The sequence below is a fragment of the Microbacterium sp. oral taxon 186 str. F0373 genome, from assembly GCF_000411455.1.
GTDB lineage: Bacteria > Actinomycetota > Actinomycetes > Actinomycetales > Microbacteriaceae > Microbacterium.
On the sequence record NZ_KE150457.1, the window covers coordinates 1,799,127 to 1,824,151 of the forward strand.

The following is a 25,025-nucleotide window of genomic DNA, read 5'->3' on the forward strand; positions in this document are numbered from 1 at the left end:
CTACAGCTTCGGCTCGTGCGTCTCGATCGCGATGATGCCCGAGCCGGGGTTCGTGGCCGACAGGTGTACGACCGAGAAGGCTCCCGTCTCCAGCGCGGAGGCGCTGCCGAGATACGACCCGTGGAGCGTGCCCGTTGCCAGTGCCAGCTCCGCCATGATCCCGGGAAGCACCGGACCGTGGCTGCAGAGCACGGCGGGTTTGCGGGAACGCACGCGTCGTCCGATCACCGCGCGCACATCCGATGTCCCGTCCTCCCACGCGTCCTGACTGAGCGCGCTCGTGCGATGGATCTTCTTGCCGAGGGCGGCGGCCAGCGGCGTCACGGTCGTCACGCAACGCACCGCGTCGCTCGAGACGATCTTGCGCACTCCGAACGCCCGGAGCGGTCCCACGGCGGCGGCGGCCTGCTTCGCTCCGCGCGTGGTGAGCGGTCGCGCGGCATCCGTGCCGTCCCAGTCCGCCCGGTCCAGCGCTTTCGCGTGACGCAGCACCACGATCGGGAAGGTCGCCAGCACGCCGTCGTCGACGTAGCGCAGGAACTCCTCCATGATCTCCACGTCGACCGGATACGACAGCTTGGCGAGCGCCTTGCGCGGCGAGAGCCACTCGATCGCGGCGATCTCCTTGTTGGGGACGAACGCGGACGCGCGGATCGCGGCATCCGTCGCCTCGGCCGACCAGTAGTGGACGATCTTCTGCCGCTTGTTGGGCATCCGGTAGCGCGAGACGCCGACGGGGATGCCGAGGGCCACCTGGATGCCGGTCTCCTCGAAGATCTCGCGCACGGCGGTCTCGGCCAGGCTCTCTCCGGGATCGACCTTGCCCTTCGGGATCGTCACATCGGCGTAGGCCGTGCGGTGGATCACGAGGACGCGGAGTTTGCCGTCGACGACGCGCCACACCACGCCACCGGCTGCGTAGACGGCAGTCTCGGTCATCGCACCGCCCGAGCCCGACGTCGGCGCTGCACCTGCGCCATCGTGCGGTCCTGCAGGTCGACGAGAGGCTTGCCGTCGGCATTCGTGCTGTGGCGCTTCCACTCGCCGCTGTCCTCGAGGTGCCACGAGCTCGTCTCGTCGCTCATCGCGAGGTCGAACAGGTCGACGAGCTCCTTGATCTGGGCCGGAGCCACCACGCGCACGAGGGCCTCGACGCGGCGGTCGAGATTGCGGTGCATCATGTCGGCGCTGCCGATGAACACCTGGGGGTCGCCGTCGCCGGCGAAGGCGAAGATCCGCGAGTGCTCGAGGTAGCGGCCCAGGATCGAGCGCACGGTGATGTTGTCGCTCACGCCCGGAAGGCCGACCTTGAGCGAGCAGATGCCGCGCACCCAGACGTCGACGCGAACGCCCGCCTGGCTGGCGCGGTAGAGAGCGTCGATGATCTGCTCGTCGACCATCGAGTTCACCTTGATGCGGATGTGTGCCGGCTTGCCCTCCAGGGCGTGGCGGCGCTCGTTCTCGATCTGACGCAGCAGCCCCTTGCGCAGGTGCAACGGTGCCACCAGCAGGCGCTTGAACTTCTTCTCGATCGCGTAGCCGCTGAGCTCGTTGAACAGGCGTGTGAGGTCGCGACCGACCTGCTCGTCCGACGTGAACAGACCGAAGTCCTCGTAGATGCGGCTGGTCTTCGGGTTGTAATTGCCGGTGCCGATGTGGCTGTAGCTGCGCAGCATGCCGTCTTCCTCGCGGATCACGTGCAGCAACTTGCAGTGCGTTTTCAGACCCACCAGGCCGTAGACGACGTGCACGCCCGCCTTCTCGAGCTTGCGCGCCCAGACGATGTTCGCGGCTTCGTCGAAGCGCGCCTTGACCTCCACGAGGGCGAGCACCTGCTTGCCGCGCTCGGCGGCGTCGATGAGCGCCTGGACGATGGGGCTGTCGCCCGAGGTGCGGTAGAGCGTCTGCTTGATGGCGAGCACGTGCGGGTCGCGCGCGGCCTGCTCGAGGAAGCTCACGACGCTCGTGGTGAACGACTCGTACGGGTGGTGCACGAGCACGTCGCCCTTGCGGATCGCGGCGAACAGATCGGCGCGCCCGTTCTGTTCGGCGGGCTGGAAGGCCGGAGCCGTGGTCGGCACGTGCGCCGGATAGTGCAGCTCCGGACGGTCGATGCGAGACAGGTCGAACAGGCCGCGCAGGTCGAGCGGACCGGGCAGGCGATAGACCTCCTGCTCGGTGATGTCGAGCTCGGCGATCAGCAGATCGAGCGTGACCTCGTCCATGTCCTCGGTGACCTCGAGGCGGATCGGCGGACCGAAGCGGCGTCGCAGCAGCTCGGCCTCGAGCGCCTGGATGAGGTTCTCGGTCTCGTCCTCCTCGATCACGACGTCCTCGTTGCGAGTGAGGCGGAACGTGTGGTGCTCGAGGATCTCCATCCCCGGGAACAGGTCGCCCAGGTGGTTGGCGATGAGCTGCTCGAGCGGCAGGTACCGTGCGCGGCCCGCCTCTCCCGGCACCGCGACGAAACGCGGGAGCATGGGCGGCACCTTCAGGCGCGCGAACTCCTGCCGACCGGTCTTCGCGTTGCGGATGCGGATCGCGAGGTTCAGCGACAGGCCGGAGATGTACGGGAAGGGATGGGCGGGGTCGACCGCGAGCGGCATGAGCACCGGGAAGACCTGCGTCTGGAAGTACTCCGAGAGATCGTTGCGGTCATCCACCGACAGGTCGTCCCACGACACCACCCGGATGCCCGCATCGGCCAGCGCGGGCTGGACCATCCCGAGCCAGGCGTTCGCCTGACGCAGCTGCAGGGCGTGGGCAGCGTCGGAGATGTCGGCGAGCACGTCTTGGGGGGCGCGACCGACGTTGGTCGGCACCGCGAGCCCGGTCACGATGCGGCGCTTGAGGCCGGCCACGCGCACCATGAAGAACTCGTCCAGGTTGCTGGCGAAGATCGCCAGGAAGTTGCTGCGCTCCAGCACGGGCACCGACGGGTCCTCCGCGAGCTCCAGCACGCGCTGGTTGAAGGCGAGCCAGCTGAGCTCGCGATCCATGTAGCGGTGCTCGGGGAGCTGGGCGTCGCCGTCTTCGACCATCTCGTCGAAGTCGTCGTCGTCCTCGTCGCCCAGTCCGGTGTCCAGAACGTCGGTGTCGATCATTCCCTCATCATGTCAGGGCCAGGTGACCGACGCGTTAACCACGACGTCGCGCGGCACTGGCCGCCGCGTCATCAGGCCGAAGAGGCCTCGTGCGACGAGGGGATCTGGTCGTCCTCGTAGACGTTGAAGCGATAGCCGACGTTGCGCACCGTGCCGATGAGCTGCTCCAGGTCGCCGAGCTTGGCGCGCAGTCGTCGCACGTGCACGTCGACGGTTCGCGTGCCGCCGAAGTAGTCGTAACCCCACACCTCGCTCAGCAGCTGCTCGCGCGTGAACACGCGCGACGGATGCGTGGCGAAGAAGTGCAGCAGCTGGAACTCCTTGTAGGTGAGATCCAGAGGCTTGCCGTGCACCTTGGCCGAATAGGACGACTCATCGATCGTGATGCCGGAGGTCTGAATGCGACTGGACACCTGAGAGGCGGACTGACGTCCAACCGCCAGCCGGATGCGCGCGTCGACCTCGGCGGGCCCGGCGCCGACGAGGATCACGTCGTCGATGCCCCAGTCCGTCGACACCGCGGTGAGGCCCCCCTCGGTCACGACGAGCACCAGCGGTGCGTCCAGGCCCGTCGTGTTGAGGATCTTGCACAGCGACTTCGCCCCGACCAGGTCGGCGCGGGCGTCGACGAAGATGACATCCGAGCTCGGCGCGTTCACGAGCTGGGCCGGCTCGGCGGGAATCTGCCGGACGCGATGGCTGAGCAGCTCGAGCGCAGGCAGGACGGGGCCCCCGCCCGGGGCGGAACTCAAGACGAGAAGCTGAGCCAATGGGGGTCCCTTCCGGTTCGGATGCCCCCGAACCGTGCCCCCATCTTAGAACCCGCTCGCACAGGCGCCGTGCGCGGGTGGCTCGGCCGACGTGCGCGGAGTGCGCGCGTCGGTGACAATGGGAGGATGACGCTTCCTGGATTGGCGCCCCGCGCCGAGTACGGCGGCATCGTCGGAGTCTGGGCCGCCGGCGCGGTGATCGCGATCGTGATCGGCGTCGTCGCTCCGGGCGAGTGGCGCGCCGCATGGATGCCGGTGGGCATGGCCGCCTGCCTCATCCTCGCCTTCGTCGTGCAACTGGTGCAGGGACACTCGCAGGGCTTCGTGCGTCGGGTGGCGCTGAGCACTCTCGGTGCGTTCGTGGTGATGGGCCTGATCGGGCTCGGTCTCGGACTCTCCAGCATGTTCGCGTGACGGTAGAGTGAGGACATGGACCTGCTCGCGCTCGAACTCTTCTTCGTCGGGTTGCTCGCGCTCGCCTCGCTCGCGATCGTCTTCGTGTCGGGTGTCGTGATCAAGAACCTCTACCGCGGCCAGCGCTGATCGGCATGATCGACCTGCCGACCGACCTGCCGGCCGATCTCGTTCCGCTCTCGTGGCTGCTCGGCGTCTGGGAAGGCACCGGCGTCATCGACTATGAGGCCGACGGTGTCGCCTTCCGCGGCGAGTTCGCCCATCGGGTGAGCTTCAGCCATGACGGCGGCGACTACGTCAACTACGCGGCGAACGCCTGGTTCGTCGCCGATGACGAGTCCCGCACCCCTCTCGTGGCCGAGACCGGGTACTGGCGCCTCGCTCGCCCGCTCGAGCAGGCCGACGCCGGCCCGGCACTGCTGCCGCCGTCGGCGGTACGCGACGCCTCGCGCACGGCCGACGACGTCGAGGCTCTTCGCAATGCGGAGGGCGGCTTCGATCTCGAGGTCGCCATCGTCCACTCCGACGGCATCAGCGAGCTCTACGTGGGGCAGGTGCGCGGTCCGCGCATCGACCTGGCGACGGATGCCGTAGTGCGCCCCGCGAGTGCGAAGGTCTACACCGCGGCGACCCGGATGTACGGCCTCGTCGACGGTCATCTGCTCTGGGCATGGGACATCGCCGCGCTCGGCGGCGAACTCGGTTCGCACGCGTCGGCGCGACTGGCGCGGGCCGAGTGAGCATGTCCGACCTGCGTCCGTCTGAGCCCACCGCCAGCCCCTTCGCCATCGTTCCCGGTGCCGTCGTCGACGAGCGTGGGCTGGCGCATGTGGCCGCGCCCGCGCGTGAGCAGCGTGATCTCATCGCCGGACGCGCACTCGCGCCCCTCGAAGACCGGGTCGTGCTCGCGGTCGACGGCGTCGACCGCCTCAGCTGGCTGGATTCCATCACCTCGCAGGCGCTCACGGCGCTCGCACCGGGAACCAGCACCGAGCTGCTCGTGCTCGACCCGCAGGGCCACGTCGAACACGCCGCGGGAGTCGTGGACGACGGTGAGCGCACGTGGCTGATCGTCGATCGGTCCCGCTCCGCGGCGCTCGTGACGTGGCTCAGTCGCATGCGGTTCCGGTTGCGGGTAGAGCCGCAGGACCTCTCGGAGGAGGTGCGCGTCATCGGCGGCACCGCGGAAGCGGTTGCTGCGCTCGACCCGCTCGCGATCTGGCACGACCCGTGGCCTGCGGTCGGCACCGGCGGGTGGGGATACGCCCCCGCCGACCCGCACCCGGGGGAGTCGTACGACTGGGCGGAGGCGATCGTGCCGGTCGGTGCGGCGTCCCGCCTCGCCGAGGCCGCGGCATCCGGTGATCAGCCCGTCGCCGGATGGATGGCCGTCGATGCCGTCCGCGTCGCCGCCTGGCGTCCTCGCGCCGCGACCGAGGCCGACGGACGGGCGCTGCCGCACGAGGCCGACTGGCTGCGCACGGCGGTGCACCTGGACAAGGGCTGCTACCGCGGCCAGGAGACCGTCGCGAAGGTGCACAACCTCGGTCATCCGCCGCGCCGGCTCGTCGCGCTGCAGCTGGATGGCAGCGACGCCGACCTGCCGGTGGGGGGCGCCGAGGTCTTCCTCGGCGACGAGGTGGTCGGCGCGGTGACGTCCGTCGCACGCCACTTCGAGGAGGGGCCGATCGCGCTTGCATACGTCAAGCGCACGGTTCCGGTCGAGGCTGATCTGACGGTCGCGGTGGACGAGGGGCGCATCGCGGCAGCGCAGGAGGTCATCGTCCCGCCCGACGCCGGGCGCACCGCATCGATCCCGCGGATGCCGCGGCTCTCCCGGCGCCGCTGAGCACGGTGACGTCCGCGCCGCCGCCCTCGGAACGCCCCGGGAACACGGCTGCGCAGACCGCCGCCATCCCGACCGGGTGGCGTTCCCGCTGGCATCCGCGTGTCGGCATCGACCGTGCCATCGTGTCGGCTCCTGCGATCGCGCAGATCGTGATCGCAGCGACCGCGGCGTTCTCGTTCGCCCATTACGTGCTCGGTCACGCGGCGCCCCTGCTGGCGGCCACCGTCACGGTCTCGAGCCTCGGTCTCGTGAGGGACGCCCGACCGCGCCGGGTGCTGGAGACGGTGATCGGAATGGTCGTCGGAATCCTCGTCGCGGAGCTGATCGTGTTCGTCGCGGGAATCGGGTGGTGGCAGCTCGGCATCACGCTGACGGCCTCGCTGATCGTCGCGCGGTTCCTCTCGCCCCAGCCAGCGTTCGCGATCGCCGCGGCGATGCAGTCGGCGATCGTGATGGTCATCCCGGTGAGCGTGCCGTTCCTCCGGATGATCGACGGTCTCGTCGGGGGTGTCATGGCCCTGCTGGTGACGGCGTTGCTGCCGCGCAGCCCGCTGCGTACGGTCGCGCGGGAAGGAGCGGCCCTTTTCTGGGCGTTCGACGGCGCCGTGTCCACCCTCGTGCAGGCCCTGCGCCGCGGTGACGCGGTGCGCGCAGAGCGCGGACTCGCCAAGGCGCGCGCCCTTCAGGGGCTGGTCGACCAGTGGCGCGCCGGAATCGAGTCGGGTTCGGAGATCGCGCGCATCTCGCCGTTCCTGCGCCGCCAGCGCTCGGAGTTCCAGCGGCAGGACCGCATCCGCCTGCACCTGGACCTGGCCACCCGCAATCTGCGCGTGATCGCCAGACGCGTGGTCTACCTCTGCGACGACCGGCAGCCGCGTCCCATCGCCGCCGATCTGCTCACCGAACTCGCGGCCGGTGCGCGCCTCATTGCGGAGTCGCTCGGCGACATCTCCTACGAGCCGGCCGCCCGCGAAGCCGTCCGTGCCGTGGCGGCCCGTCTGGATCCCACCGTTCTCGCCGATCGCAGCTCGGCCGTCGACCAGACGCTCATCGGTGCGCTGCGCCCGCTGGCGGTCGACCTCATGACGGCGGCGGGGATGCCCGCCGACGAGGCGCGCGCCGCGATCCCGCGCGTCTGAGCCGCCGGCCGCCCCGAACCGGCGATGGCGCGCCCCCGAGGGCAGGCAATGTGCCGGGGAGAGGCAGAACGGCGCAGAATCGGCCTGTGCCGGGCAGATCGCCTGCGCTCGGTCGGCCGTTCGCCGGCGGGCGCCGGTCAGACGACGGGAGCGACCAGGCTCCACGGCACGGTGACCTCGCCCAGCCGCCAGCGCGCCCGGCCCTGCACAGGCCAGCCCGTCGCGTGCATCGCGTCGAGCGCGGCGCGCCAGCGCTGCACCGGTCCGAACGACGCGGTGCCGACGGCGCGTGTCCACTCCTCGTCGAGAGTGCGCAGGAAATCGTGCACCGGCTCACCGGGCACGTTGCGGTGGATGAGGGCCTTCGGCAGCCGCTCCGCGGCGATCGACGGCGAGGCGAGTTCGCTCAGACGCAACGACAGCGTGAGCGTTCGTGGCGCGGCGTCGGCGCCGATCTCGACCCACGTGCAGATCCGCCCGAGCTCGTCGCAGGTGCCTTCCACGAGGATGCCGTCGGGATGCAGGCGCCGCGTCATGCGCGCCCACGCATCCTTCACCTCGTGCTCGTCGTACTGCCGCAGCACGTTCAACGCCCGCAGCACCGCAGGTCGGCGCCCTTGCGGCGTCGGCACCTCGAACCCGCCGCGGGCGAAGGACACGTGAGCGTCGGGCGAGAACGCCGTGCGCCCCGCGCGCACGTCGAGCAGCTGCGTGCGGGCCCGCTCGACCCGGGCCGGATCGATCTCCAGCCCGAGCACATCGACACCGGGGCGGGCGCGCCGCAGCCGCTCCTCGAGCTCGAGCACGGTGACGGCGCTCGCGCCGTATCCGAGGTCGATGACGAACGGATCGGCGGCGCGCCTCAGCACGGGATGCCGGGCGATCCAGCGGTCGATGCGCCGCAGCCGGTTGGTGTTCGTCGTGCCGCGCGTGATCTGACCGACGACCGCACGAGCGGGGGCTTTCTCCGGCGGCATCCCCCCATGATGCCAGCGCGCGCGCCGGTAGGATGACGAGCATGACCGCGCCGTACACGCTGATCCTCCTCCGCCACGGGCAGAGCGAGTGGAACAAGACCAACCAGTTCACCGGATGGGTGGACGTCCGCCTCACCGAGCAGGGGCGCGGCGAGGCCGCGCGCGGCGGTGAACTGCTGAAGGATTCCGGCATCCTGCCCGATGTGCTGCACACGTCGCTGCTCAGTCGGGCGATCCAGACGGCCAACATCGCGCTGGACGCGGCCGACCGTCTGTGGATCCCCGTGAAGCGGTCGTGGCGCCTCAACGAGCGTCACTACGGCGACCTCCAGGGCAAGGACAAGGCAGAGACGCTCGAGCAGTTCGGTGAGGAGCAGTTCATGCTGTGGCGCCGCTCGTTCGATGTGCCGCCGCCCGCCCTTCCCGACGACTCGCCCTACAGCCAGGTGGACGACCCGCGCTACGCCGGCATCGACGGCGACGTCCCGCGCACCGAGTCGCTGAAGATCGTGATCGACCGCCTCCTGCCGTACTGGGAGAACGAGATCGTTCCGGACCTGAAGGCGGGCAAGACCGTTCTGGTGACCGCGCACGGCAACTCGCTGCGCGGCCTGGTCAAGCACCTCGACGGCATCAGCGACGCCGACATCGCCGAGCTGAACATCCCGACCGGCATCCCGCTCGTCTACCGCCTCGGTGAAGACCTCATGCCGCTCGAGCCGGGCGCCTACCTCGATCCCGAGGCCGCCGCTGCCGGCGCCGCGGCTGTCGCGAGCCAGGGCAAGGGCTGAGGCTCAGCGGCCGTACGAACGCGAGAGGGGGATGCCGACCGGCATCCCCCTCTTCGGTTTCCGCCTCCGCCACAGCGGAGGCGACGTCTCACTCGACGCCGTCGACCGATTCGCCCTCGGCGATGATGACGGCGATCGTGTCGGTGTCGGGTGTCCAGTCGCCGGTAGCGAGGTAGGCCACCTTCTTGGCCACCGAGACGGCGTGGTCGGCGAAGCGCTCGAGGTAGCGGCTGGCCAGCGTCGCATCGACGGTGGCTCCGGCCTCGCCCTGCCAGTTCTCGCTCAGCACCTTCTCGAAGACGGCGAGGTGGTGGTCATCGACCTTGTCGTCGAGTGTGCGCAGCGTTTCGAGGTAGCTGAGGTCTTCGGTGCGCAGCAGCTCGGTGAGGGTCTTCGCGACCTCGACGTCGAGCTCGCCCATCTTGGTGAAGGTCCCCTTCAGGCCCTTCGGGATGGCGCGCTCGGGGAAGCGCATGCGGGTGAGCTGAGCGATGTGCTCGGCGATGTCGCCCATGCGCTCCAAGGAGGCGCTGACGCGCAGGGCCGCGACGACGATGCGCAGATCGCGGGCGACCGGCTGCTGACGAGCGAGGATCTGGATCGCCAGCTCGTCGAGCGCGACCGCCTTGTCGTCGATCGTCTGGTCGGCTTCGATGACCTCTTCGGCAAGGGCGACGTCGCTGGTGCCGAAGGCGCGGGTGGCCTTGTCGATCGCCTCCGTGACCAGCTCGGCGATCTCGACGAGACGCGACTGCACGTCCTCGAGCGACTGGTGGAACACTTCGCGCATGAGAGGGCCTCTCTTCCGGCAGGCAGGCACGGTGCCGCCTCCTGACCCGGTGATCATCGCGGGCCAAGGTTAACGATCGGTGCCGCAGCGATGAACGTTGCCGACGCGGTTTCCGGCGTTGATCCGTATCGTGAATCTGCGGTGTCCAACCACCCTACGCTGGGAGCCATGGAGTCCCTGCAGCCGGCGATCGCGCTGATCCTCGGCCTCGTGCTCGGCGGCGGAGTGGCCACGCTCGTGCTCATCGCGCTGCGGGCGCGTGACCGCGCGCGTGTCGCGGCATCCACCGCCCTGCCCGACGGGACGGCGGCGGTGCTCCAGGGGATGGACGAAGTCGCGGTCGTCGTCGACACGTCGCTGCAGATCGTCGCCGTCTCGGCGCCCGCGGAGTTGTTCGGCATGCACGAGGACTACGCGCTTCCCGGCGATGAGCTGCGCGCCCTCGCCCGGACCGTCCGCCGCACCGAGGCGCCGGAGACGCAGACGATGCGCCTCAAGCGCGGCGTCGAGCCGCGACTGGTCTCGGCTCGGGCGAGCGTGATCACGCCGCGGCTGATCCTCATCGTCGTCCGTGACATCACGGAGCGGGAGCGCGTCGAGGAGATGCGCCGCGACTTCGTCGCCAACACCAGTCATGAGCTGAAGACGCCGGTGGGTGCGGTGAGCCTGCTCGCGGAGGCGGTCGAGTCGGCCGCCGACGATCCCGATCAGGTGCGTCATTTCGCCAGTCGCCTCAGCGCCGAGGCGGCGCGGCTCAGCCAGCTCACGTCGCGCATCATGAACCTGTCGCGGCTGCAGTCGGCCGACGATCTGACGGAACTGCGCGACGTGTCCGTCGACGAGGTCGTCGCCGCCGCCATCGAGTCGCAGTCGGTGGCCGCGGACTCCGCCGCCATCACCGTCGCCCGCGGGGGTGAACGGCACGCATACGTGCGCGGTGACGTGCAGGTGCTCACCGAGGCCGTCGCCAACCTGGTCGCCAACGCGATCGCGTACTCGCCGCAGGGCGGTCAGGTCGGCGTCGGCGTGAAACTCGACGGCGGCGTCGTCGAGATCGCGGTCACCGACCGGGGGATCGGCATTCCGGAGGACGAGCAGGAACGCGTGTTCGAGCGGTTCTATCGTGCCGACCAGGCGCGCTCGCGCCGCACCGGCGGCACGGGGCTGGGGCTGTCGATCGTCAAGCACGCGGTGCAGCGGCACGGGGGAGAGGTCGAGGTCTGGTCGCGTCCGGGGCGGGGCTCGACCTTCACCGTGCGACTGCCCGCCGTCCCTGCGCCCGACGACCTTCCCGCTCCCAAGAAACGCAAGAAGAAGAAGGCCGCCCGCGATGGTGCGCGGGCGAAAGGAGAGAAGAAGCGATGACCCGCGTCCTGATCGTCGAGGATGAGCCCGATCTGGCCGATCCGCTCGCCTATCTGCTGCGCCGTGAGGGATTCGAGGTCGAGATCGCCGAGGACGGCCCCGCGGCCCTCGATGCGTTCGCCTCGCGCGGCGCCGACATCATCCTGCTCGACCTCATGCTCCCGGGGATGCCGGGAACCGAGGTGTGCCGTGTGGTGCGCTCGACCTCCAAAGTGCCCATCATCATGCTGACAGCGAAGGACTCCGAGGTCGATATCGTCGTCGGTCTCGAGCTGGGCGCCGACGACTACGTGACGAAGCCCTACTCGTCGCGCGAGCTGCTCGCGCGGATGCGGGCGGTGCTGCGACGCAGCGAAGGCCCCGAGCTGGGGCTGGACGACAGCGTCGTCGACGGCGGAAGGGTCGTGCTGGACATCGATCGGCACACCGTCGCCGTCGACGGTGAGACCATCCCGATGCCGCTGAAGGAGTTCGAGCTGCTCGAGGTGCTCATGCGCAACGCGGGGCGCGTGCTGACGCGCGGCCAGTTGATCGACCGGGTCTGGGGGAGCGATTACTTCGGCGACACCAAGACGCTCGACGTGCACATCAAGCGCATCCGGTCACGGATCGAACGCAATCCGAGCGAGCCGGTCATGCTCCTGACCGTGCGCGGGCTCGGCTACCGCTTCGAAGCCTGACGCGTCCGTTCCCCGCGACACGAAGATCGGCGGCGCCCCTCGTGAGGAGGGACGCCGCCGATATCCGTGAGCGCGATCAGCTCGCGGGAATGAAGTCCTTCAGGTACGACAGCGTGCCGTCCAGGACGGGAACGCGGTCTTCGACGGCCTCGCCGGTGCCGGACTGGAACGTCGTACGAACGTCGGTGCCGGGCTTGGCGGACAGGCCGGTGAACAGGAGCGGCTCTGCACCGTCGAAGCCGAGGCTGACGGTCGAGTGTGCGGCGACCCGCACCCGCTGCGTGTCGCCTTCGACGCCGACCAGCAGCGTCTCATCGGTGTCGGTGTCGTTCACGATCGCCGCGAGGAAGTTGGCTTCGGTGCCCTTCTCGTTGGCGACGAAGAGCGCGTTGCGCACCTTCAGCGGTGCCGAGTGCACGATGTTGACACCTTCGGCGGCCGAGTAGCTGATGGTCGTGGCTTGCGGCGAGATCATGCTGCAGCCGGCGGTGGAGAGGACCACAACGGCGGCGAGGGCGACGGACGCGAGACGGCGCGTGTTCACGGATCCTCCTGGACGAGTCGGTGTGTGCTCATTCTATGCCGGGACGGGATACCGCCCCGTCGCCCATCGCCGCAGGTGCTCAGCCGGCGAACCTTAGCGTATGTCGCCTGTGGTATTCTGGACTTTGCCGAAAGGACATAACTGCATGCTTTTTGAGGTTGGCGAGACGGTCGTCTATCCGCACCACGGGGCCGCGACGATCATCGAGGTCAAGGACCGGATCATCAAGGGCGAGACCAAGAAGTACCTGAAGCTGAACGTCACGCAGGGAGACCTCATCATCGAGGTCCCTGCCGACAACGTCGACTTGGTCGGCGTCCGTGACGTGATCGGCAAGGACGGTCTCGAGAAGGTGTTCGATGTGCTGCGCGCACCGTTCACCGAAGAGCCCACCAACTGGTCGCGCCGTTACAAGGCCAACCTCGAGAAGCTCGCCTCCGGCGATGTCATCAAGGTGAGCGAGGTCGTCCGCGACCTGTGGCGCCGTGACCAGGACCGCGGCCTGTCCGCCGGTGAGAAGCGCATGCTTGCCAAGGCGCGCCAGATCCTCGTCTCGGAGATCGCGCTCGCGCTCAAGGCCGACGAAGACCACGCCTCGGGCGTGCTCGACGAGGTCCTCGCCAGCTGATCGCCGCGCGGGTTCGCCCGCGCGGACGCGGCTCGGTAGGGTCGCGATGTGACCTCAGATCTGCTCCCCGTTCCCCGCGTCGCCGTGATCGTCGTCGCCGCGGGATCAGGCCAGCGCCTCGGTGCCGGTCGGCCGAAGGCGTTCGTCGGTCTCGACGCGCACACGGTGCTCCGCCACGCTCTCCTCGGAGTCTTCGCCGCGCCGCCGGCCCAGGTGGTCGTCGTCGCTCCCGCAGACCGGGTGGGCGACGCGCTCACCGAGGCGCGGACGGTGGCCGGTGATCGGCGCGATCTCGTCTCTGTCGTGGCGGGGGGCGCGACACGACAGGAGTCGGTCGCTGCCGGTCTCGAGGCCGTCTGGCCGGATGTCGACTGGGTGCTCGTGCACGACGCCGCCCGCGCGCTCACTCCTCCCGCGGTGTTCGCGCGCGTGATCGCCGCGTTGGAGAGCGGCAAGGATGCCGTGCTGCCCGTGCTTCCGGTCGTCGATACCGTGAAACGCGTGGCGGGCGACGTGGTCAGCGAGGCCGTCGACCGGTCCGATCTCGCGGCGGCGCAGACGCCGCAGGGATTCCGTCGCGCGGTTCTCGACGCGGCCTACGCCGCGGCAGCCGCCGATCACACCGACGATGCCGCACTCGTTCAGAGCGCCGGCACCGCCGTGTGGACGGTGCCGGGCGACGAGCGCGGGTTCAAGATCACGACGCCCGCGGACCTCGACCGCGCGCGTGCGCTGCTCGGCGTCGCGCCGGTGTCGGCTGTGCCGGCCCCGCCGCGGGTGGGCATCGGCACCGATGTGCATGCCGTCGGCGGCGAGGGGGAGTTGTGGCTGGCGGGACTGCAATGGCCCGGTGAGCCGGCTCTGCACGGTCATTCCGACGGGGATGCCGTCGCCCACGCGATCGTCGATGCCGTGCTCGCTGCGGCGGGGCTCGGCGACATCGGCACCCATTTCGGCACCGACCAGCCCGAGTACGCCGGTGCGCACGCCGAGGCGTTCCTCGCGCGGACGCGTGCCCTCGTGACCGAGGCAGGCTTCGCGATCGGCAACGTGTCGGTGCAGGTACAAGCGCGCAATCCGCGGTTCGCGCCCCGCCGTACCGAAGCCGAGCGCGTCCTGTCGGCGGCGTTGGGTGCTCCGGTCTCGGTATCGGCGACGACGACAGACGGCCTCGGGTTCACCGGGACGGGGGAGGGCGTCGCGGCTTTCGCCGTCGCGGTCGTGATCCCCCGCTGAGCCGCCCCGAGGGGCGCGGTGCTAGATCTCCTTCGTCATGAACGTCGAGAACGGGTCGGGCGCGTAGTCGCCGAACGGGCCGCACACGACGAAGCCTTCGCTGGCGTAGAGGTGCCGCGCCGCGGCGAACTCTTCAGTCGTGCCCGTCTCCAGCCACAGGCTGGACATGCCCGATGCTGCCGCCTCGGCGGTGATGCGACGAAGGAGCGCGCGGCCGACCCCGTGACCCAGGAACCGCTCAGCGGTCCGCATCGACTTCAGCTCGCCGCGGTGTGCGTCGCGTCGCTTCAGCGCGCCGATCCCGGCGATCTCTTCGGCAATCCATGCCGACCAGAACGAGACGGCGGGATCTTGCAGCGCGTCGATGTCGAGCGCGTGGACGCTGCAGGCGGGGGACGCGGCGTGCATCCTGCTGAGGTGCGCCGCAACCAGAGCGCGGGTGGCCTGCCCGGTGAGGTCGTCCGGGCGGATGATCATGGCATCGGGGGCGTTCATCGTCCGTCAGTGTCCCACGCCGCCGTCCGCCGGCGCCTGCGCCGGTAGGCTGGAGCGGTGACGGTCCGGCTCTACGACACCCAGGTGCAGGCGTTGCGCGACTTCGCGCCGCAGGATCCGGCGAACGTCACGATGTACGTGTGCGGTCCGACGGTGCAGTCGGGTCCCGGCATCCATCATCTGCGTGCGGCGCTCGCGTTCGACCTGCTGCGTCGCTGGCTCACCCGCCGTTTCGGGCGCGTGACGTTCGTGCGCAACGTCACCGACATCGACGACAAAGTCCTGCAGAACGCCACCACTGATGAGCCCTGGTGGGCGCTGGCGTATCGCGTGGAGCGGGAGTTCGCCCGCGCGTATGGCGCGATCGGCATTCTCGCGCCGACGTACGAGCCGCGCGCCACCGGATCGATCCCGCAGATGCAGGAGCTGATCGCAACCCTCATCGAACGCGGTCATGCCTACGCTGCGGCCGGTGACGTCTACTTCGACGTGCGCTCATGGCCCGCCTACGGCGCCCTGACCCATCAGAGCATCGATGCGATGGAGCCGGCGACCGATGCGGACCCGCGCGGCAAGCGCGACCCGCGGGATTTCGCCCTCTGGAAGAGCGCGAAGAGCGACGAGCCGGCGGATGCCGTGTGGGAGAGCCCCTGGGGTCCGGGCAGGCCCGGCTGGCACATCGAGTGCTCCGCCATGAGCCGCCGCTACCTCGGCGACTCCTTCGACATCCACGGCGGAGGCATCGACCTGCGCTTCCCGCACCACGAGAACGAGTTGGCCCAGTCGACCGCGGCGGGAGACGCGTTCGCGCGCTACTGGGTGCACAACGGACTGGTCACGGTGGGCGATCAGAAGATGTCCAAGTCGCTCGGCAACCATCTGCTCGCGCTCGACGTGCTCGCCGACCGCGACCCGCTCGTGGTGCGCTACGCGCTCGGCGCCGCGCACTACCGGTCGACGCTCGATCTGACCGCGGCATCCTTCGACGAAGCCGAGACGGCTCTGGAGCGCATCCGGACGTTCCAGCAGCGCGCCGCGCGGATCCTCGGCACCGCCGTGCCGTTGGTGGCCGCCGACATTCCCGAGGCATTCGCCGCAGCCATGGACGATGACCTCGGCGTGCCGCAGGCGCTCGCGGTCGTTCACGAGACGGTGCGGGCCGGAAACGCCGCGCTGGATGCGGGTGAGCGGGATGCCGCGGCGCGCGCTCTGGTCGAAGTGGGCCGCATGATGGGCGTTCTGGGCATGAACCCGGCCGACCCGCAGTGGCGGCCCGCGGCCGACGGTGCCGAGGCGCGAGCCCTCGATGCCCTGCTGCAAGCGATGATCACCCAGCGTGCCGAGGCGCGCGCGAACCGAGACTGGGCGAGCGCCGATCGTCTCCGCGATGCGATCGCGGCGGCCGGCGTCGTCCTCGAAGACGGTCCCGACGGGACCCATTGGAGTCTGAACGATGGCTAAGCCGGGCAACCCCTCTGCGGGCAAGGGCAAGAAGAAGGGCCCGCTCAAGGGCACGGGCGGCAACGGACGCAAGGCGCTCGAGGGCAAGGGGCCGACGCCCAAGGCCGAGGACCGCAGCTGGCACGTCGCCGGCAAGCGCAAGGCGGCCATGGAGCGCTACTCTGCGGCCGGCGGCAAGGGTCGGCCGGGTCAGAAGCCGGCGTCCTCCCGCGCGCCGAAGGCGAAGGCCGGCGACGACACCGAGAACGTGACGGGGCGCAACTCCGTGCTCGAGGCTCTGCGTGCGCGCATCCCCGCGACGGCGTTCTACATCGCCCAGCGCGTCGAGATGGATGATCGCGTCAAGGAGATGCTGTCGATCGTGACCCAGCGCGGCATCCCCGTGATGGAGGTCACCCGTCCCGAGCTCGACCGCATGGCCGGCTTCGACGGCGTGCACCAGGGCGTCGCGCTCAAGGTGCCCCCGTATGAGTACGCGCACCCGCAGGACCTGCTGGAGGAGGTCATCGGCAAGGGGCAGACGCCCCTGCTGGTCGCGTTGGACGGCATCACCGATCCGCGCAATCTCGGCGCGATCATCCGCTCCACCGCCGCCTTCGGCGGTCAGGGACTCATCATTCCGCAGCGCCGTTCAGCCGGCGTCAACTCGGCCGCCTGGAAGACGAGCGCCGGCGCCGCCGCGCGCGTACCGGTCGCGATGGCGCCGAACCTGACGACGACGCTCAAGGAGTTCAAGAAGCAGGGCGTGTTCGTGCTCGGTCTCGATGGCGGCGGTGACGTCGCGCTGCCCCAGCTCGAGCTCGCAGATCGCCCCGTCGTCATCGTCGTCGGCTCGGAGGGCAAGGGCTTGTCGCGGCTGGTCACCGAGACGTGCGACCAGATCGTGTCGATCCCGATCTCCTCCGCCGCAGAGTCGCTCAACGCCGGCATCGCGGCATCCGTCGCGCTGTACCAGGTCTCCACCATCCGCGCCGCGTCCGAGTGACGCCCGTATCGCCCGTCCGCGTACACGAAGGGAAGCACTGACAATGGCCATCATCGCCGTTCTGGGAGGCACCGGTTTCGCCGGTCGCCACATCGTCTCCGAGGCTGTGGATCGTGGGCACACCGTGCTGTCGGTGTCGCGCACCGTCGCCGCCGACCGCGTGCCGGGTGCGACCTACGTCGAGGGGACCCTGCTGGACATTCCCGGGCTGGTCGCACAGCTGGAAGGCGCGGACGTGGTCATCAGCGCCGTCGCGCCGCGCGGTGGGATGGAGGGACTCGTCCGCCCCAACCTCGAGGCGCTCAACAGCGTGCTCCCCGAGAGCGTGCGGCTGGGGGTCATCGGCGGCGCCGGCGGCAGCCTCGTCGCCCCCGGCGGCCCTCGCGTTGTCGACGTCGACTTCCCCGACGCCTTCAAGGCCGAGGCATTGGAGATGATCGGCGTGCTGGAGGACCTGCAGGCCGAGCAGACCGGTCGCGACTGGTTCTTCGTGCACCCTGCGGGTGGCTTCGGCGGGTTCAACCCGGGGGAGCGGACGGGGTCGTACCGGGTCGGCGGCGATGTCATTGTCACGGATGCCGAGGGGCAGTCCTACATCTCGGGCGCCGACCTCGCCGTGGCGGTGCTCGACGAGATCGAGAAGCCGCAGCACTCGCGCCAGCGTTTCACGGTCGGGTACTGACCCCGACGCGGACTCAGACGAGATCGCGCCAGTCGACGTCCTCGTCTTCATCATCGTCGATCGTCGAGATCGCCGACGTGATCATCGGAATCGCCATCGTCTCGGTCGGCGGGCCCATCACAGTAGCCTCGTCGCGGCGGTGGCGCAGCACGTCGTCGATGTAGGACGAGACGACCTCGGCGATCGGTACGGACTGCCCGCGCGCCTGCGACATGTACCAGCGGTGCTCGAGAACCTGGTGGAACACCTCGGCCGGTTCGAGCTTGGCGCGCAGGTCCCACGGGATCGCCTTCACGACCGGTTCGAACACGCGCGTGAGCCACTCGTGCGCCACCATCTCCTCATCGGAGCCGAGGCGTGAGACGCGCGCGCGGAACGCATCCATGTCGTTCAGCAGGCGCCGTGCCTGGTTCTCCTCGACGTCCAGTCCCGTCAGACGCAGAAGGCGCCGCTGGTGGTGTCCCGCATCGACGACCTTGGGCTGGATCGACACAGTGGTACCGTCCGGGGTCGTGCGGATCGACATCTCCCCGATGTCGAAGCCGAGGTCGTTCAGACGCTTGACCCGCTCGGTGATGTGCCAGGCCTCTCCGGCGGCGAAGGTCTCCTTGTCGGTCAGCGCCGCCCACAGCGAGCGGTACGACGACATGATGCCGTCGGCGATGGCGACGGCATCCACCCCTCCTTCGAGGCGACCGCCGGCCTCCAGGTCCATGATCTCGCCGGCGATGTTCGTGCGTGCGACATCGAGGTCGTGCTCGCGCTGTCCGCGGGTCAGACCGCTTTCGTGCAGTTCGCCGGTCTCGGCGTCGACGAGGTAGGCGGCGAAGGCCCCGGCATCGCGTCGGAAGAGGGTGTTCGACAGCGACACGTCTCCCCAGAAGAAGCCGACCGTGTGCAGGCGCACGAGAAGAGCGGCGAGGGCGTCGACGAGCCGGCCGGCGGTATCGGGCCTCAGCACCTGGGTGAACAGGGCGCGGTAGGGGAGGGAGAACTTCAGATGGGCCGTGACGAGGGCGGCCGGCAGTGGCTCGCCCTTGGGTGTGCGACGACCGTCGATCACTGCGACCCGTTCCACGCACGGGACGTCGAGGCGGCCGAGGGAGCCGAGCATGTCGTATTCGCGGCGGGCCATCTCGCCGGTCGTCTCTTTGACGGCGACCACGCGTCCGGACAGGTCCGCGAAGCGGACGAGGTGGCGTGAGAGGCCCTTGGGCAGCGAGACGATGGTGTCCTTGCCCCACTCGTCGAGGGGCGTGGACCAGGGCAGTGCCAGCAGGCCTGCGTCGACACTGCTCGCGGTGATCGTGAGGGAGTGGGCCACGCGGGTCTTCGCTTTCGTGGGGGATACGCCGCGGCGCGGGGGTCCGGTCCGTGGAACCGGGCCCCCGCGCCGCGTCTGGTCGGATCAGGCCGAGGCGATCGCCTTCTTGGTGAGGCGCTCGCCCGACTCGATGTCGAACGCGTGCACGTGGTGCGGCACGGGGGCGAGGACGACCGTCTCGCCGGCGTTCGGGTGGTTGCGGCCGTCGACGCGCGCGACGATGTCGGTGCGCTTGCCGGCGATCTCGGTGTGGCCGTAGAGGTAGCCGTCCGCGCCGAGCTCCTCGACGAGGTCGACGGTCACCGACAGGCCCTGGCCGTCGGCCGGGTTCACGATGATGTCCTCGGGGCGGACACCGGCGGTGACCTGCGTCGCGCTGGTGGGACGGTCGATGTCGGCGTCGACGACGGCGGTGCCGAACTGGATGCCGCCGGCGCTCGCAAGGTCGACCTGGAACAGGTTCATCGCGGGCGAGCCGATGAACCCGGCGACGAAGACGTTGTTCGGCTTCTCGTACAGGTCACGCGGCGTGCCGACCTGCTGGAGCAGACCGTCCTTGAGCACCGCGATGCGGTCGCCCATGGTCAGAGCCTCGGTCTGGTCGTGGGTCACGTAGACGGTGGTGACGCCGAGGTTGCGCTGCAGCGACGCGATCTGGGTGCGCGTCTGCACGCGCAGCTTCGCGTCGAGGTTCGACAGGGGCTCGTCCATGAGGAACACCTGGGGCTTGCGCACGATCGCGCGGCCCATCGCGACACGCTGACGCTGACCGCCCGAGAGGGCCTTCGGCTTGCGGGTCAGGTAGTCCTCGAGGTCGAGGAGCTTCGCGGCCTCGAGCACGCGCTGGGCGCGCTCTTCCTTGCCGACGCCGGCGATCTTCAGCGCGAAGCCCATGTTCTCGGCGACCGTCATGTGCGGGTACAGCGCGTAGTTCTGGAAGACCATCGCGATGTCGCGGTCCTTCGGCGGGATGTCGGTGACATCGCGGTCGCCGATGAGGATGCGGCCGGAGTTGACCTCTTCGAGGCCGGCCAGCATGCGCAGCGACGTCGACTTTCCACAACCGGACGGTCCGACGAGGACGAGGAACTCGCCGTCACCGACCTCGAGGTTGAGCTTGTCGACGGCCGGGCGGGTGCCTCCCGGGTACAGACGGGTTGCGTTGTCAAAGGTGACGGACGCCATGTTTTCTTCTCCTTCACCGGCAGGTACGTGCCGGACGATCCGTAGTGATGGAATGAGCGGGGGCTTGGCCCGCACGTCCTTCGATGGACGCGTTCTCAGTATCGCACGTTCTCCTGTGCGAGGAAGGGGGCTCGTCTGGGCATTTCACAGGCTCGCTGGCTAGCATCGACACATCGCCTTGCTCCGCCCGCGACGCTGGACCCGATCCGGATCGTGACGACCGGGATGCACCGCGATGTGCCCTCGAGCTGCCTCCCACAGAAGGTCCCATGTCCCACGACGACGCCCCGAACGAGCCCACGCCTGCCGGCCGCCGTGATGCGGTGCGCGAGAAGGCGCAGCTCGTTCACGCGAAGCAGTCGCGGGCACGCGTGCTGCGGCGCTCGGCGCTCGCCGTCGTCGCCGCCGCTGCCGTCGTCGCGGTCGCTGTCGCGGTGTCGTGGGCGGTGCGCTCCAACAGCGACCGGCCACAGCTTCAGCCAGCCGACGCCACCGCCGACGGCTTCCGGGTGACGTCGGTGTCGTCGGTCTCGCCGGGAACACCGATCGACGGTGCGAGCCCGGCGCCCACGGCGGCGGCAGAGCCGCAGGCCACGCCGTCGCCGTCAACCTCGGCATCCGTCGTCGACATCCACGTCTACGTCGATTACCTCTCGCCTGCGGCGCGCCAATGGCAGCTCGCCAACGCGAAGCAGCTGGCGTCGTGGGTGTCGGACGGGGCGGCGACCCTCACCTACCACCCGGTGTCGATGCTCACCGCCAAGTCGAACGGAACGAAGTACTCGTTGCGCGCGGCGAGCGCGGCCGCGTGCGTCGCGACTCTCGATCCGTCGAAGTTCTTCAGCTTCAACAACGACCTCCTCACGCGTCAGCCGGCCGTCGACTCCGACGGCTTCTCCGACAAAGAACTCGCCGACATCGCGCAGGCGAACGGCTCGGACGATCCGAAGCGGCTTCGCGACTGCATCGAGACCGAGTCGTACTCGTCATGGGTGAAGGGCGCCACCGAACGGGCGATCAGCGGCATCCCCGGGACGAAGGGGCTCACCCTCACCGGAACACCGATGGTCGTCGTGAACGGTCAGCAGTACGTCGGCGACATGACCGATGCCGCCGAGTTCTCGCAGTTCGTGCTCACGAGCGCGAGCGGGGCGTACTACAAGTCGCAGACCGCGACTCCCACGCCCACCGTGAAGCCGACGGCCGCGCCGTAAGTCGGGCCCCGTGTCCGCGTCGCGTATGACGTGAGCGGCGACCCGTCACGACGGACACGTCGACCGCGGAACGCGGATCATAAGCCGCTGAGGGACGTGTACCAGTCCCCGGCTCGGATGCCTATGATCACTCCCTGGTCCGCGTCTGGGATGACGACGTTGGTTCCCTCCGTCGTCGAGTTGATGAGCGAAGGATCCTCGGGGTCCGATGCGAGCGGAAGATCGGGCGTGGGCTGCGCTCCTCGCTTCTTGGCTTCATCGACGGTCTGGCCCACGACGATGCCGGAGGCGGTGTGGATAGGCAGTGTTCCAACCCGTGGCGCGGTGACGTATAGGAACGTCCCCCGACACCCGGCATCGCACTCGTCGGGGCTGAAGACCGTGGTGATCGTCAGGCTGTCCCACGTGAACGTGGATGTGAACTTCGCGCCTTCCGGCCCGCCGGGCTTTGTTTCCTCAATGCCGGCCGACCCGGCTGCGGCACTGATCGCCTGAGCGAACGGCGTGGGATCCTCGCCCTTGAACTTCAGCCGCGCCACGACCTCGCCACTCGCGTCAATCAGCGTCACATCGGTCGCCGAGATGACCAACGCGGCACGGGTCGATGTCGGGCTGGGTGTAAAGGTAGGTGTGGGAGTTGGGGTGGTGATCGGAGCTGATGACGTCGGCGGCTGGGTGTGTGAAGCGGTCGGAAGCGGCGAGGGCTGCGCCGTTGTACATCCTGCGAGGATGACCGCGACGACGCCTAACACAACGACGAACCAGCTTCTGCGCATGCGCCTATCCTCTCAGGGTCGCTGCGAGCTGCCTGCGTCGATGTGCGTGTGACGCGGCGCATCACGTACGCTCATAGGCGCGGGGTATCCCGTGGTCGTCCGGACTTCCGGGCCCGCCGGCTTGGCGCAATTGGTAGCGCACCGTACTTGTAATACGGGGGTTGCAGGTTCAAGTCCTGTAGCCGGCACCGTTTTCTTGCAATGCCCGCCGTCGCGACCTCCGTTCAGCCGAGGCTGACCGACTGATAGTAGGCGACGGCTGCCCAGACGAGCACGCCCACGCCGATCATCAGAGTGCCGACGCCGACGAACTGCCAGATGACGAGTCGGCGCTCGGGGGCGGGGAGGTCGCGAAAGGCCATGCGGTGATCGTAGCGAGTCCGCTGTGTCCATCGCGTGTCCAGCGCGTTATCCACGGCGATGCGCTCGGCATCCGCCGGCCCGCACCCCTAGATTCGATTCCGTGGACGAGCACGAGCCGCGTACCGAACCCGACACCGTCACCGAAGCGATCTGCATTCTGGGCTACGACTGACCGATCGGCTCCTCTCCCACGCGCCCGGCTAGGCTGAGGAGTCGTGACCGCACCGACGACGCCCCGGCTTCCCGCCGGTGTCGCTCTCGGTGGTGCCGTGCTGGTCGGCGTGCTGACGGCGCTTCAAGCCCGCATCAACGGGCAACTCGGTCTGCGCATCGGCGACGGATTCATCGCCGCGGTCATCTCCTTCGGGTCAGGTCTGCTGGTGCTGGCCGTGTTGTCGACACTGCTGCCGGCGGGCCGCCGCGGCTTCGGCGCGCTGATCAGCGGCGTCCGCGCACGCACGATCCCGTGGTGGATGCTGGGAGGCGGGCTGGCCGGAGCGCTCACCGTCGCGACCCAGGGCCTCGCCGTCGCTGTGATCGGCGTCTCCCTGTTCACCGTCGGGGTTGTGGCCGGGCAGACACTGAACGGACTGGTGCTCGACCGCATCGGGTACGGTCCCGCCGGCGTCGTCGCGGTCACCATGCCGCGCGTCGCGGGCGGTGCGCTGGCTCTCCTCGCCGTCGGCATCTCCTTGCAGGGCAGTGTGCTGGACCGTGTGCCGGTGTGGATGCTGGTGCTGCCGTTCCTGGCGGGCGTCGGCATCGCGTGGCAGCAGGCGACCAACGGGCGGCTGCGCCAGCGGGTGGGGACACCGCTGATCGCGACGTTCGTCAACTTTCTGGGCGGAACGGTGGTGCTCGCCGTCGCCGCCGTCGTCCACGTCGCGTTCGTCGGTGTGCCGCCGGCGCTGCCGACCGAGGCGTGGCTCTACCTCGGCGGCGTGGTCGGCGTGATCTACATCTTCCTGTCGGCGGCGCTCGTCGCGCACACAGGGGTGCTGCTGCTCGGCCTCGGCGTCGTGGTCGGCCAGCTCGCCACCGCGTTCACCCTGGACGCGTTCTGGCCCGCGGATGCCGGTCCCGGCTGGATGACCGAGCTCTTGATGGTCGCTGTCGCGGCGAGCTCGGTCGTCGTCGCTCTCGCGCCCTGGCGGCGACGACGAACCTGAGCGGACGACGGGAGTGTCAGCTCTTCTTCTTGTCTTTCTTCGCGCCGGCTTTCGTCGCCCCGCCGTCCTTGTCGGCGCCCTTGGCGGGGGCCGGCATTCGACTGAGATGCGCACGGGGGTCGACGCTCTTGCGGCGACCGGGTCGCGCACCGGTGGGCTTGCCGCCGACGTACAGCCAGCCGAGCAGCTCCTCGTCCTTCGCGAGTCCGTGCGCCTTGGCCACCGCCTTCGCCCGCGTGTAATGACCGGTGCGCCAGATGACACCCCATCCCGCCTCATCCAGCAAAAGGCTGAGCGTGTGGGCGACACCCGAGGCGACCGCCTCCTGCTCCCAGCGGGGAACCTTCTCGCTCTTGCGGTAGCTGGCGACCACGGCGAGCAGCAGTGGCGCGCGCAACGGCTTCGTCGACGGCTTGTCGTCGCCCTCGGCCTTCGCGATCGCCGCCCCGAGCGTCGCCCGGTCCTCGCCACGCAGCTCGATGACGCGCCACGGCCGCAGGGACGAGTGGTCGGCGACCCGCCCCGCCGCCGCGATCAGGGTGAGAAGCTCGGCGCGGGTGGGCGCGGCATCCGTCACCTTCGACCACGAGCGACGGTTTCGCACCGCCGCCAGGGCCGGGTAGTCCGTGACCGTCTCGATCACGACGCATCCGCCTCCGGGGCCGGGGTGAACGACAGTGAGAGCGAGTTCATGCAGTACCGGTCGCCCGTGGGGGTGCCGAACCCGTCGGGGAAGACGTGTCCGAGATGCGAGCCGCAGTTCGCGCACCGCACCTCGGTGCGGACCATCCCGTGGCTGCGGTCTTCGATGAGCTCGACGGCCTCGGGACGCACCGACTCGTAGAAGCTCGGCCACCCGCAGTGCGAGTCGAACTTCGTCCCGCTCTGGAACAGTTCGGCGCCGCACGCGGCGCACGTGTAGAGGCCGGCGCGGCTCTCGTCGAGCAGTTCGCCGGTCCAGGCGCGCTCGGTGCCCGCCTGGCGGAGCACCGCGTACTGGTCGGCGGTGAGCTCCGAACGCCACTCGTCGTCGGTCTTGGTCACGCGGTAGGTCATGTCTGGCTCCTTACTCCACCCACCATTC

The 25,025-nt window shown here is 69.5% G+C and carries 27 protein-coding genes and 1 tRNA gene; 15 read left to right on the top strand and 13 right to left on the bottom strand.

From position 1 onward, the window contains the following. The 3 genes from HMPREF1529_RS08390 to HMPREF1529_RS08400 all read right to left on the bottom strand — a co-directional run bounded on the left by HMPREF1529_RS08390 (window position 1) and on the right by HMPREF1529_RS08400 (window position 3,874). Complete coding sequence (locus tag HMPREF1529_RS08390; protein ID WP_016464484.1) at window positions 1-939, bottom strand: NUDIX hydrolase; 939 nt, start codon at window positions 937-939, stop codon at window positions 1-3. Further along, window positions 936-3,104, bottom strand: a complete 2,169-nt coding sequence (locus tag HMPREF1529_RS08395) for an RNA degradosome polyphosphate kinase (protein ID WP_016464485.1) — start codon at window positions 3,102-3,104, stop codon at window positions 936-938. The genes HMPREF1529_RS08390 and HMPREF1529_RS08395 overlap by 4 nt, the downstream gene beginning before the upstream one ends. A 71-nt stretch (window positions 3,105-3,175) precedes the next feature. Then, window positions 3,176-3,874, bottom strand: a complete 699-nt coding sequence (locus tag HMPREF1529_RS08400) for a response regulator transcription factor (protein WP_016464486.1) — start codon at window positions 3,872-3,874, stop codon at window positions 3,176-3,178. 126 nt (window positions 3,875-4,000) lie between these two features. Here HMPREF1529_RS08400 and HMPREF1529_RS08405 point away from each other — a divergent pair, with 126 nt between their 5' ends. The 4 genes from HMPREF1529_RS08405 (at window position 4,001) to HMPREF1529_RS08425 (ending at window position 7,276) form a co-directional block, all read left to right on the top strand. Further along, window positions 4,001-4,288 (top strand): hypothetical protein, encoded by a 288-nt coding sequence (locus tag HMPREF1529_RS08405; RefSeq protein ID WP_005051143.1) that lies wholly within the window; start codon window positions 4,001-4,003, stop codon window positions 4,286-4,288. Window positions 4,289-4,422: 134 nt separating this feature from the next. Further along, on the top strand, window positions 4,423-5,028 hold the full coding sequence (locus tag HMPREF1529_RS08415) for an FABP family protein (protein WP_016464487.1): 606 nt from the start codon (window positions 4,423-4,425) through the stop codon (window positions 5,026-5,028). Between the two features lie 2 nt (window positions 5,029-5,030). After that, complete coding sequence (gene ygfZ / locus HMPREF1529_RS08420) at window positions 5,031-6,137, top strand: CAF17-like 4Fe-4S cluster assembly/insertion protein YgfZ (RefSeq protein ID WP_016464488.1); 1,107 nt, start codon at window positions 5,031-5,033, stop codon at window positions 6,135-6,137. A 122-nt stretch (window positions 6,138-6,259) separates the two neighbouring features. Next, a complete protein-coding gene (locus HMPREF1529_RS08425; RefSeq protein WP_232212086.1) occupies window positions 6,260-7,276 on the top strand; it encodes an FUSC family protein in 1,017 nt (338 codons plus the stop codon). Window positions 7,277-7,413: 137 nt separating this feature from the next. On the opposite strand, the gene HMPREF1529_RS08430 is transcribed toward HMPREF1529_RS08425, so the two are convergent. Beyond that, a complete protein-coding gene (locus HMPREF1529_RS08430) occupies window positions 7,414-8,253 on the bottom strand; it encodes a class I SAM-dependent methyltransferase (RefSeq protein ID WP_016464490.1) in 840 nt (279 codons plus the stop codon). A gap of 41 nt (window positions 8,254-8,294) precedes the next feature. Between HMPREF1529_RS08430 and HMPREF1529_RS08435 the strand changes: the two genes are divergently transcribed. After that, window positions 8,295-9,044: a phosphoglyceromutase gene (locus tag HMPREF1529_RS08435; RefSeq protein ID WP_016464491.1), complete on the top strand. Its 750-nt coding sequence runs from the start codon at window positions 8,295-8,297 to the stop codon at window positions 9,042-9,044. Window positions 9,045-9,132: 88 nt separating this feature from the next. Here HMPREF1529_RS08435 and phoU read toward each other — a convergent pair whose 3' ends face one another. Continuing rightward, complete coding sequence (phoU, locus tag HMPREF1529_RS08440) at window positions 9,133-9,834, bottom strand: phosphate signaling complex protein PhoU (protein WP_016464492.1); 702 nt, start codon at window positions 9,832-9,834, stop codon at window positions 9,133-9,135. Window positions 9,835-9,924: 90 nt separating this feature from the next. On the opposite strand from phoU, the gene HMPREF1529_RS08445 reads away from it, so the two are divergent. Both HMPREF1529_RS08445 and HMPREF1529_RS08450 read left to right on the top strand, forming a co-directional pair. Then, window positions 9,925-11,199, top strand: a complete 1,275-nt coding sequence (locus HMPREF1529_RS08445; protein ID WP_016464493.1) for a sensor histidine kinase — start codon at window positions 9,925-9,927, stop codon at window positions 11,197-11,199. Then, a complete protein-coding gene (locus tag HMPREF1529_RS08450; protein ID WP_005051122.1) occupies window positions 11,196-11,879 on the top strand; it encodes a response regulator transcription factor in 684 nt (227 codons plus the stop codon). Before HMPREF1529_RS08445 ends, HMPREF1529_RS08450 begins: the two co-directional genes overlap by 4 nt. Window positions 11,880-11,955: 76 nt before the next feature. Here the strand turns inward: HMPREF1529_RS08450 and HMPREF1529_RS08455 are convergent, their stop codons facing one another. Beyond that, window positions 11,956-12,423 carry a hypothetical protein gene (locus tag HMPREF1529_RS08455; protein ID WP_005051119.1) on the bottom strand — a complete coding sequence of 156 codons (468 nt, stop codon included), beginning with the start codon at window positions 12,421-12,423 and terminating at the stop codon, window positions 11,956-11,958. Window positions 12,424-12,568: 145 nt separating this feature from the next. On the opposite strand from HMPREF1529_RS08455, the gene HMPREF1529_RS08460 reads away from it, so the two are divergent. Continuing rightward, window positions 12,569-13,051, top strand: a complete 483-nt coding sequence (locus HMPREF1529_RS08460; RefSeq protein ID WP_005051117.1) for a CarD family transcriptional regulator — start codon at window positions 12,569-12,571, stop codon at window positions 13,049-13,051. Window positions 13,052-13,099: 48 nt separating this feature from the next. After that, a complete protein-coding gene (gene ispD, locus HMPREF1529_RS08465) occupies window positions 13,100-14,287 on the top strand; it encodes a 2-C-methyl-D-erythritol 4-phosphate cytidylyltransferase (protein WP_016464494.1) in 1,188 nt (395 codons plus the stop codon). A 21-nt stretch (window positions 14,288-14,308) separates the two neighbouring features. Here ispD and HMPREF1529_RS08470 read toward each other — a convergent pair whose 3' ends face one another. Continuing rightward, the gene (locus HMPREF1529_RS08470; protein ID WP_016464495.1) at window positions 14,309-14,782 is read right to left on the bottom strand and encodes a GNAT family N-acetyltransferase; all 474 of its coding nucleotides are present in this window, start codon (window positions 14,780-14,782) and stop codon (window positions 14,309-14,311) included. 57 nt (window positions 14,783-14,839) lie between these two features. On the opposite strand from HMPREF1529_RS08470, the gene cysS reads away from it, so the two are divergent. Genes cysS through HMPREF1529_RS08485 form a run of 3 tightly spaced genes read left to right on the top strand, consistent with a single transcriptional unit; the run spans window position 14,840 to window position 17,910 of the window. Continuing rightward, the gene (gene cysS, locus HMPREF1529_RS08475) at window positions 14,840-16,243 is read left to right on the top strand and encodes a cysteine--tRNA ligase (protein ID WP_016464496.1); all 1,404 of its coding nucleotides are present in this window, start codon (window positions 14,840-14,842) and stop codon (window positions 16,241-16,243) included. Next, entirely contained in the window at window positions 16,236-17,228 is a 993-nt protein-coding gene (gene rlmB, locus HMPREF1529_RS08480; RefSeq protein WP_016464497.1) for a 23S rRNA (guanosine(2251)-2'-O)-methyltransferase RlmB, read from the top strand. Before cysS ends, rlmB begins: the two co-directional genes overlap by 8 nt. Before the next feature lie 43 nt (window positions 17,229-17,271). Then, entirely contained in the window at window positions 17,272-17,910 is a 639-nt protein-coding gene (locus HMPREF1529_RS08485) for an NAD(P)-dependent oxidoreductase (RefSeq protein ID WP_016464498.1), read from the top strand. 13 nt (window positions 17,911-17,923) lie between these two features. Here the strand turns inward: HMPREF1529_RS08485 and HMPREF1529_RS08490 are convergent, their stop codons facing one another. Continuing rightward, window positions 17,924-19,234: a DUF4032 domain-containing protein gene (locus HMPREF1529_RS08490; protein WP_005051104.1), complete on the bottom strand. Its 1,311-nt coding sequence runs from the start codon at window positions 19,232-19,234 to the stop codon at window positions 17,924-17,926. Window positions 19,235-19,318: 84 nt separating this feature from the next. Further along, a complete protein-coding gene (locus HMPREF1529_RS08495) occupies window positions 19,319-20,419 on the bottom strand; it encodes an ABC transporter ATP-binding protein (protein WP_005051102.1) in 1,101 nt (366 codons plus the stop codon). Between the two features lie 269 nt (window positions 20,420-20,688). Here HMPREF1529_RS08495 and HMPREF1529_RS08500 point away from each other — a divergent pair, with 269 nt between their 5' ends. Beyond that, window positions 20,689-21,633 (top strand): DsbA family protein, encoded by a 945-nt coding sequence (locus tag HMPREF1529_RS08500; RefSeq protein ID WP_016464499.1) that lies wholly within the window; start codon window positions 20,689-20,691, stop codon window positions 21,631-21,633. Between the two features lie 77 nt (window positions 21,634-21,710). Here HMPREF1529_RS08500 and HMPREF1529_RS08505 read toward each other — a convergent pair whose 3' ends face one another. Continuing rightward, window positions 21,711-22,409: a hypothetical protein gene (locus HMPREF1529_RS08505; protein ID WP_016464500.1), complete on the bottom strand. Its 699-nt coding sequence runs from the start codon at window positions 22,407-22,409 to the stop codon at window positions 21,711-21,713. A 115-nt stretch (window positions 22,410-22,524) separates the two neighbouring features. Here HMPREF1529_RS08505 and HMPREF1529_RS08510 point away from each other — a divergent pair. Then, a tRNA-Thr gene (locus HMPREF1529_RS08510) sits at window positions 22,525-22,597 on the top strand. A 36-nt stretch (window positions 22,598-22,633) separates the two neighbouring features. Here the strand turns inward: HMPREF1529_RS08510 and HMPREF1529_RS16090 are convergent. Beyond that, window positions 22,634-22,771 (bottom strand): hypothetical protein, encoded by a 138-nt coding sequence (locus HMPREF1529_RS16090; protein ID WP_198013032.1) that lies wholly within the window; start codon window positions 22,769-22,771, stop codon window positions 22,634-22,636. 216 nt (window positions 22,772-22,987) lie between these two features. On the opposite strand from HMPREF1529_RS16090, the gene HMPREF1529_RS08520 reads away from it, so the two are divergent. Then, entirely contained in the window at window positions 22,988-23,941 is a 954-nt protein-coding gene (locus tag HMPREF1529_RS08520; protein ID WP_016464502.1) for a DMT family transporter, read from the top strand. Window positions 23,942-23,957: 16 nt separating this feature from the next. Here HMPREF1529_RS08520 and HMPREF1529_RS08525 read toward each other — a convergent pair whose 3' ends face one another. Together HMPREF1529_RS08525 and msrB are read right to left on the bottom strand one after the other, a co-directional pair. After that, window positions 23,958-24,584, bottom strand: coding sequence for a nitroreductase family protein (locus HMPREF1529_RS08525; RefSeq protein ID WP_016464503.1), 627 nt, complete (start codon window positions 24,582-24,584; stop codon window positions 23,958-23,960). Beyond that, window positions 24,581-24,997: a peptide-methionine (R)-S-oxide reductase MsrB gene (msrB, locus tag HMPREF1529_RS08530; protein ID WP_016464504.1), complete on the bottom strand. Its 417-nt coding sequence runs from the start codon at window positions 24,995-24,997 to the stop codon at window positions 24,581-24,583. Before msrB ends, HMPREF1529_RS08525 begins: the two co-directional genes overlap by 4 nt. Window positions 24,998-25,025 lie beyond the last annotated feature (28 nt).